The 8,023-nt window shown below is 44.6% G+C and carries 6 protein-coding genes, 1 tRNA gene and 1 pseudogene; 4 read left to right on the forward strand and 4 right to left on the reverse strand.

Annotated features, from left to right (window positions below):
* Nucleotides 1-19 precede the first annotated feature (19 nt).
* Entirely contained in the window at nt 20-1,303 is a 1,284-nt protein-coding gene (gene fadL, locus ACOTXR_RS09025) for a long-chain fatty acid transporter FadL (RefSeq protein WP_014884687.1), read from the forward strand.
* A 44-nt stretch (nt 1,304-1,347) separates the two neighbouring features.
* Here fadL and mlaA read toward each other — a convergent pair whose 3' ends face one another.
* Nucleotides 1,348-2,100: a phospholipid-binding lipoprotein MlaA gene (gene mlaA / locus ACOTXR_RS09030; protein ID WP_222834609.1), complete on the reverse strand. Its 753-nt coding sequence runs from the start codon at nt 2,098-2,100 to the stop codon at nt 1,348-1,350.
* A gap of 315 nt (nt 2,101-2,415) precedes the next feature.
* Here mlaA and ACOTXR_RS09035 point away from each other — a divergent pair, with 315 nt between their 5' ends.
* The 3 genes and pseudogenes from ACOTXR_RS09035 to ACOTXR_RS09045 form a co-directional block, all read left to right on the forward strand.
* A complete protein-coding gene (locus ACOTXR_RS09035; protein ID WP_014884689.1) occupies nt 2,416-3,345 on the forward strand; it encodes a formate/nitrite transporter family protein in 930 nt (309 codons plus the stop codon).
* A gap of 75 nt (nt 3,346-3,420) precedes the next feature.
* Nucleotides 3,421-3,495 (forward strand) — tRNA-Arg (locus tag ACOTXR_RS09040).
* A 160-nt stretch (nt 3,496-3,655) separates the two neighbouring features.
* Nucleotides 3,656-4,281, forward strand: a pseudogene (locus ACOTXR_RS09045) (tyrosine-type recombinase/integrase); the annotation flags it as partial.
* 418 nt (nt 4,282-4,699) lie between these two features.
* On the opposite strand, the gene ACOTXR_RS09050 reads toward ACOTXR_RS09045, so the two are convergent.
* From ACOTXR_RS09050 to ACOTXR_RS09060, 3 genes are all read right to left on the reverse strand, one after another.
* Nucleotides 4,700-5,944 carry a hypothetical protein gene (locus ACOTXR_RS09050; protein WP_127341157.1) on the reverse strand — a complete coding sequence of 415 codons (1,245 nt, stop codon included), beginning with the start codon at nt 5,942-5,944 and terminating at the stop codon, nt 4,700-4,702.
* Nucleotides 5,928-6,833, reverse strand: coding sequence for a DUF4123 domain-containing protein (locus ACOTXR_RS09055; RefSeq protein ID WP_047625082.1), 906 nt, complete (start codon nt 6,831-6,833; stop codon nt 5,928-5,930). Before ACOTXR_RS09055 ends, ACOTXR_RS09050 begins: the two co-directional genes overlap by 17 nt.
* A gap of 691 nt (nt 6,834-7,524) precedes the next feature.
* On the reverse strand, nt 7,525-8,023 hold a 499-nt coding region (locus tag ACOTXR_RS09060), incomplete at its 5' end, for a hypothetical protein (protein ID WP_421767020.1).

Raw genomic sequence — 8,023 nt, forward strand, 5'->3', positions numbered from 1 at the left:
ACTCAATGAGGTTATGGTCATGAGCCAGAAAACCCTGTTCAACAAGACTGCGCTGGCAGTCGCAGTGGCAATCGTCTCCACTTCCGCCTGGTCAGCGGGCTTTCAGTTAAACGAATTTTCTTCCTCTGGCCTTGGCCGCGCGTATTCTGGGGAAGGTGCAATTGCTGATGATGCAGGTAACGCCAGCCGTAACCCTGCACTGATCATGATGTTCGATCGCCCGACCTTCTCTGCGGGTGCGGTATATATCGATCCTGATGTCAACATTTCTGGCAAGTCGCCTTACACAGGTGCGAGCCTGAAAGCGGACAATATTGCCCCGACCGCATGGGTACCCAACCTGCACTTCGTTGCACCTATTAATGAGCAATTTGGCTGGGGGGCGTCCGTCACGTCCAACTACGGCCTTGCAACTGAATTCAATAACAACTATCCGGCAGGTGAATACGGCGGTAAAACCGATCTTACGACGCTGAACCTGAACCTGAGCGGTGCTTATCGTCTGAACGACAGCTGGAGCTTTGGTCTGGGCTTTGATGCCGTCTACGCTGATGCAAAAATTGAGCGTTACTCCGGCGAGCAGACTGCCAGCCTGCCGAAAAACAGCAATAAAATTGCCAGCCTGAAAGGTGATGAGTGGGGCTATGGCTGGAACGCCGGTATCCTGTATGAGCTGGACAAAAACAACCGTTGGGGCCTGACCTATCGTTCCGAAGTGAAAATTGACTTCGACGGCGATTACAAGAGCGGCATCCTGGCGCCAGTCAACAACCTGGTTCCAGGCGCGGGTACCACCATTCCATGGGGCACCTCAAACCAGACAGTTCCAGGTTCACTGTCGCTGCATTTACCAGAAATGTGGGAAGTCTCCGGTTACAACCGCGTGGCACCACAATGGGCTATTCACTATAGCCTGGCCTACACCAGCTGGAGCCAGTTCCAGGAGCTGAAAGCAACCGGCAACAATGGTCAAACGCTGTTCTATAAGGATGAAAGCTTCCACGACGCCTATCGTATTGCGTTGGGTACCACCTACTACTACGATAAAAACTGGACTTTCCGCTCCGGTATCGCATTTGACGACAGCCCGGTTCCGGCAGACAAACGTTCCATTTCCATTCCGGATCAGGACCGCTTCTGGTTAAGTGCTGGTGCGACATATGCGTTCAACGAGAATGCGTCCATCGATGCGGGCGTATCTTATATGCACGGTCAGAAAGTGACGTTCCAGGAAGGTCCGTACGAGTTTACCTCTGAAGGTAAAGCCTGGCTGTTCGGTACGAACTTTAACTACGCGTTCTAAGCGCACTGAAATCGAAAAAGGTGAGCATCGCTCACCTTTTTTATTTATTCCGAATCGATATCTTTGAGTTCGTTTTCGATAGCCTTCGCGTTTGGATTCTCCTCCGGCTTCAGCTTGCCACCGTTGGCAATAAAATCGTGATTCTGGAAGTATGCTTCGCGCACCATAATGTAAGGATCGGAAGACTGGCGCAACAGACCGTCTGAGTCGAGCAATTGCGCACGGGTTTCAATCCCTTCCACCGTCCATTTACCAATCGACAGCGGCCAGGTCAGCCACGACAGGACCGGATACAGCGTATCGACCATATCGCCGCCATCATCACGCACGGTGAAGCTGCCATAGAACGGCAGGTGGACATACGGACCATAACCTACGCCATAATGCCCCAGGGTGCTGCCGAAGCGGTGCGGTTGTTCACGCTGCAGTTTCGGGTTCGCTATGCCAGCGACATCAATAAAGCCGCCCATCCCCAGAATGGAGTTCAGGAAGAAGCGGGTAAAGTGCACCATCCCCTGATACGGGTCGCCCTGCAGGAAGTAGTTCACCATAACCGCGGGCTCTTCGAGGTTGCTGGTAAAGTTGCTTAGCCCGTTACGCGCAGGCTGTGGAACATAATCGCGCCATGCCACTGCCACCGGCCGAACCACATACGGATCCAGCACGTTGTAGTTGAAGCTATACATGGAGCGGTTAAATCCTTCGAGAGGATCGGAGCGTCCCGTTTGCTCCCCGGAGCTGGCGCAGCCCACAAGCATCGTCATGCCCAGCGCAAGCGCCGACAGCCGAAGTTTCATAAATATCTCCCTGTTCAGTATGGCTATCGTTGATTGCCATCCGTAACGAAGCATCTGGCGCTCCGTCTGTAAACGTGCAAGTGATTGTAACAGCACGTTTACCGATGTCTATGAGCACAAGCACGGGCAATAAACACCGTGGCTCTGATCTCAGCATAGCCTGGCTTTTGGAATTCGTTTCGCTGGCAATTTTATAATGCCTTTGAAAGAGATGTCTCACCTTTGTTGTCATTGCCGCCAATTTAAGAGCATCCCCACAGGCATCCTGATAAAAGCCGCTACGCTTAAAAGAAAGATCAACCTCCGGGAGCCGTTATGAAAGAAGTGGGTGAAGACAAAATTGCCGAGAGCAAAGAGGATATTGAAATTGAGAGCGAGGAGAAAGCGCGCGGCGAGAAGATAGAAGTTGATGAAGATCGCCTCCCCTCCCGCGCGATGGCAATTCACGAACATATACGCCAGGATGGCGAAAAGGAGATGGAGCGCGATGCCATGGCCCTCTTCTGGTCAGCCATCGCTGCGGGACTGTCAATGGGCGCGTCACTGCTGGCAAAAGGGATATTTCATGTTCAACTTGAGGGTGTGCCCGGCGGTTTTTTACTGGAGAACCTCGGCTATACCTTCGGTTTTATTATTGTCATCATGGCCCGCCAGCAGCTGTTTACTGAAAACACGGTAACTGCCGTTCTGCCAGTGATGCAAAATCCTACCCTCGGTAATTTCGGTTTATTGTTGCGTTTGTGGGGCGTGGTCCTGCTGGGTAACATTATCGGCACGGGTATCGCCGCCTGGGCGTTTGAATATATGCCGATCTTTGATGAACCTACCCGGGATGCGTTTGTGAAAATTGGCATGGACGTGATGAAAAACACGCCGGCCGAAATGTTCGCAAACGCCATCATCTCCGGCTGGATTATCGCCACGATGGTGTGGATGTTTCCTTCCGCAGGCAGCGCCAAAATTGTGGTGATCATACTGATGACCTGGCTGATTGCCCTGGCGGACACCACGCATATTGTGGTCGGTACCGTTGAAATACTCTATCTGGTCTTTAATGGTACGCTTCACTGGACTGATTTTTTCTGGCCGTTCGCCCTTCCGACGCTGGCCGGGAATATCTGCGGCGGAACGTTTATCTTCGCGCTGTTAAGCCATGCCCAAATCCGTAACGACATGTCTAACAAACGCAAAGCTGAGCTAAAGGCGCAGGAGAATGAGGGCAATTCGGCAAAAAAAACGGGCTGAATGGTGACTCTTTGAGCAGTCAGGCGGCGATGCGCTTAACGCAAAGTGTAAATAACGCTATACTCGTGCCGCCTCGTCCCCTTAGTTAAATGGATATAACGAGCCCCTCCTAAGGGCTAGTTGCAGGTTCGATTCCTGCAGGGGACACCACAGTTACATCTCAGCAAGTCTAATAACTTCCATAACTCACTGATTTAAATCCTATTCATTAATCTTGTTCATCCAATAAAGTGCCATTGTTTCTAATAGAATCTATACATCTTTGCGTATAAGATTGTGTATAACTGACTTCGATCTTTTTTCTATACCCATGCTGCTATCTGACATCCAAATAAAACGCGCAAACCAAAGGATAAGCCCTATACGTTGAACGATGACATGGGGTTATCACTACTTATTGACACCACTGGCAGTAAAGGTTGGCGCTATCGTTACCGTTTTGCAGGAAAGCCCAAGATGATTTCCTTCGGTGTATACGGTGATGTATCGCTTGCACAGGCACGTGCTAAACGTGATGAAGCTCGTTCGATGTTGGCCAAAGGGATCAACCCCAGCGAGGCCAGAAAGGCTGAAAAAATTGCGTTGCAGTTTGCACATGAGAACAGTTTTGAATCTGTAGCAAGGGAATGGCATGGTTCAAAAAAAGCCACGTGGTCAGAAGGGTACGCAAAAGAAGTTCTCAATTGCATGGAAAAGGACATTTTCCCTTTTATCGGCCAACGTCCAATCGAACAGATTGAACCGCTGGAGCTGCTTACCGTTCTGCAAAAGATTGAGAAAAGGGGTGCTTTGGAGCAAACCAGTAAGATCCGCCGCCGTTGTGGTGAGGTTTTACGTTATGCCGTCGCCACTGGCCGGGCCAAATATAACTTTGCACCTGACTTAGGGAAGGTGCGAATAAGTCACCAAACGCAAAAAAACGCCTATGTAAGTGATTGAATTTAATTGACTAAAAGTTTCATTTTCGTTGCGGAGGGTACTTATTCGCACCCTCCCTAACAGTAGACGGACTTTATTTTGCCACAAGTAGCCATAGCGTCGGCATAGATGAGCTTTTATAGGATCCTTTTTACTGGTTTTTTTATACTTATTTTGAAAATTAACTGCGAGAGACTTCCTACTCCTGATAGATTGAAACCAAGGCTCCCTGTGATAGAACCATACACCGAAATTCATCAACATAAGAAATACGGAAAATAAAAACATGCATAAGAACCAAAGGCTCACCTTTTCCTTAGATGATACCCACCCAAATTTTTCTCCATAATAGTAAGTCCCTATAGCAGTCAACATACCAAAGATAAAAAGACATGAAATAAGGCCAATAACCCTCCATTTCGCTGGGATGCTCAATTTAACGCTCCTTGTTATTATCAAACTGTTTTATAACATTAAAGACATAGTCATCACCAACGCTGGCGACCATTAAAACCGGCTCATCGTTTGTTTCTGATATCAATAATGATAAAACAAACGCCAACCAAAAATGGGCATCACCAAACTTACCCAGCATCAAATTTAAATGTTTTACCTCATAATTCCATTCGACATTCATAGATGCAGATGAAGCTCTGAATATTTCTAAAACATCCAAAGCATTCTCTTCGCTCATATTACTAAAAACTAACTTTGTCGTTCTTAGAACATCTGGCTGATAAGCTATCATATTTACGAAATTTTGTTTGGCTTGGTTTTTATTGCATGCCATAGTTCGCAAAGCCACATTATTATTTTCTTTTTCTGGCATTAGCTTTTGATGAGTCACTATAAATATTGAGGCGAATTCTGATGAGTCAGGGCAATATCCCTCAACACCTTCAATGTTTGCAGATATAATTATTACTCCTCGATTCAACGCGATATCAGATAAAGTCTCAAATTCTTGCTCTAATGCTTTACTACAATAATAAATATCACCCAAACAATCATCATTAAAACCAACTGCTGCCCAACATTCTTTAAAAATCGAGAAAGTAATATAACTATTGCCATATGTAAACATGACATCAAAGATACAGAGTTCTTTCAATCCTAACAGCCTTGCTCTGACTGATGACAATAACTCATAAATCAATTGTTCTTCAGAGTATCTCGTTCCATTATGACCACGTATTTTCAATTGCTGATCTTTATATATCTCAACAGGATTGGACAATGCTATATCGGTCGGTATTACTGCAGATGGAAGAAATAAATTATAAGCGGACACATAAAACTTTTGATTGGCCCATTCAGTCCAGTTTTTCCTGGTTAATTCTGCTTCATGCTCTCTTGCTTCAGCCACTGACAAACACAATCCATAGTAATATGTTCGAACTGAAATGATTAAAAAAAAGGCAAACATTCCCCAAAAAAACAGAAATGCAGATAATTTTAATAGCTCACCACTTTCAACAGGAGCAATAACTCTAGCCCCCACCCAAAATACTGCCATAGACAATAAAAAACATAAAAGAGATAAAAACCACTTATTCCATTTCATTCCATGAACTTTATCGCACGGAGGAATTATTTGCACAGGCCAACTCATATTGCACCCCACAATTGTTAATGGCACCTTTCCAGCTTTTATTGTATTTTTCTTAATAGATTTGACCATCAGTTTTTAATTTAACATCTATATATGTCGGAGGTTCTTTGCCACGTATGTTAAGCATATATTTACAAAATAACCCATCCTGATAAAATAATTTCTGTGCGCTCAGTACATCAAGCCCAAACTCAACAACATCATTTCCCGATGGGGAGAACGATGAATAATAATAACCCAGTGCAGGACGCAATAATTTCACTGCTTCACACTCACTGAGTTTGTGGGCAACATCAGCATTTCGATACACACGCAAAATTTTGTTCACAACCAATATAAGCTTGATCTCACATACATTTGAATCAGTTAACCCAAGTGAGTGGCTTAATCTTTTTCTGCATTCACCATCGCCATTCACTGTATGAACCACCCCGTCTCCGTTAATATAAGACCACGTATTGATATTGCTTAATAACTGCTCCTTTTGCCATTTATCCAGAGCAGGAATCAATAGACCAAATACTGAGGGATCAAAATAACGAAGTAATATATCACCGAGTGATTTAATTGACTGTACAGCGGACAAAGCTATTTGTTCAGCAAGCTGTTCCCCTGTTAAATTCGTCGAAATCCACGCACAGACACTGCGACCCTCCCCCGCCTCAAGCTTCTCGTTTTTTATCTCGCTCAAAGAATGGTAAATACTACTATTATACAATTGATCATCCTTTTCGCTTAACTTACTAAGAGGAAACAGGTAAAGAGGTAAAGTGCCTTGAAGTTCTTTGTGCTGGAATATTATAGGGTAAGATTTATAAAATTTTAGGGTATCGTGTAAAAAAGATCCTGTTTGATATTCTTTCAAGGATGCATCTATTAGTAGAAAGCAACATCCATTTGTACCAAAAGCAGCACGTGTGATTTTTTCTTTTATATCTTTAAAAGAGTCACCATCCATAATTTACCCTTGCAGACTAATATTAAAAATAAACATAAGGTCATTAGCATCCATTTCACGCCAAAACCAACCCCCTCTTGAGTAAACCAACCCAGCACCAGGGCAAGAGGGTTTATTTTCGTTATCGGGATTGCACTATTTCCCCTCCCCCATGAAACATCACGAATATTACTCTGCTATTTTATTAAGATCACCTTTTTGATATACCCTACATTTCAAAGATATTCTCTAAATCTCTCAGAGCGAAAAGACCCCAGAGCCCCAGATATTTTCTCCAGAGGAGGCCATAAGGCGGCAAGGCAGGCGGAGGGGAAAGCTCATGCGTCCTGCCGTTCATCAACTCAATTTCCTTTTTTGTACACAGGTCGGCTAATTTCTCTGGCTCAACAAAACGGGAGCATACCTGCTAATTTTCAACTGAATTCATGAAATATACTTTATCGTTGCTTCGGGCTTTATTCTGGTCTGTCACGCTGCGGTTGAAGGGGGTGTTCCAATACACATTTCTCACATCATATCTGAAGGTCATCGTCTGAAATCCAGGTTACAACCACTTGCAGCAAAGTTATTGCCACCATGGCTTCCCGGATCAGTAAAATCTCCAGAACTTTGACTCCAAGTATCAGCAAACCTTCCCATTAAATATTTATGTTAGTTTACTTATAATAAAAAATACCATTCATTTTCTTAATTAATAGTAATACCAGTGTTCAAACAAGTAGCCAAATTTACGCGTTGGCCGTGGAGCATGAGAGTGGCTTGATGGTTCATACCATTTTCCTTTTTTTCTCTGAAGCCTCTCTCTTTTCTTAGTGACTTTTTTCAGGTTCACATGGGTAATTCCCTTCATCCCCAGCAAGTGAAAAATTTCCTCAGCCAGTTTACAACATGCAGGAGCATAGGCTTTGTAAGCAAAGAATGCAATTAAACCTGAGAATCCTCCGCCTCCCAATAACATCATCACAAACAACCAAAAATATGTAGTGACAAATGACACAAGCCCCTCCCAGGTTCCATCAATCACCTCATTAAGAACTCCCGCAAAAAGTACCATAAAAAAAATAATCCCCGTGAGAATAAACATATTTTTTATCCGCCAAAGCATATGCGCAATATGTCCCATTTCACATTTCGGACATATCGAAACTATCCGCTCTTTAGGGAAGGTGCGAACAAGTTCCTGATATGAG

The sequence above is a fragment of the Enterobacter cloacae complex sp. IR53030 genome (genome assembly GCF_049238365.1).
Classification (GTDB): Bacteria; Pseudomonadota; Gammaproteobacteria; order Enterobacterales; family Enterobacteriaceae; genus Enterobacter; species Enterobacter kobei.

Excerpts from the sequence above, each read along its gene's own strand:
- fadL (WP_014884687.1), top strand. The coding sequence starts at position 20 with ATGAGCCAGAAAACCCTGTTCAACAAGACTGCGCTGGCAGTCGCAGTG.
- mlaA (WP_222834609.1), bottom strand. The coding sequence starts at position 2,100 with ATGAAACTTCGGCTGTCGGCGCTTGCGCTGGGCATGACGATGCTTGTG.
- ACOTXR_RS09035 (WP_014884689.1), top strand. The coding sequence starts at position 2,416 with ATGAAAGAAGTGGGTGAAGACAAAATTGCCGAGAGCAAAGAGGATATT.
- ACOTXR_RS09050 (WP_127341157.1), bottom strand. The coding sequence starts at position 5,944 with ATGGTCAAATCTATTAAGAAAAATACAATAAAAGCTGGAAAGGTGCCA.
- ACOTXR_RS09055 (WP_047625082.1), bottom strand. The coding sequence starts at position 6,833 with ATGGATGGTGACTCTTTTAAAGATATAAAAGAAAAAATCACACGTGCT.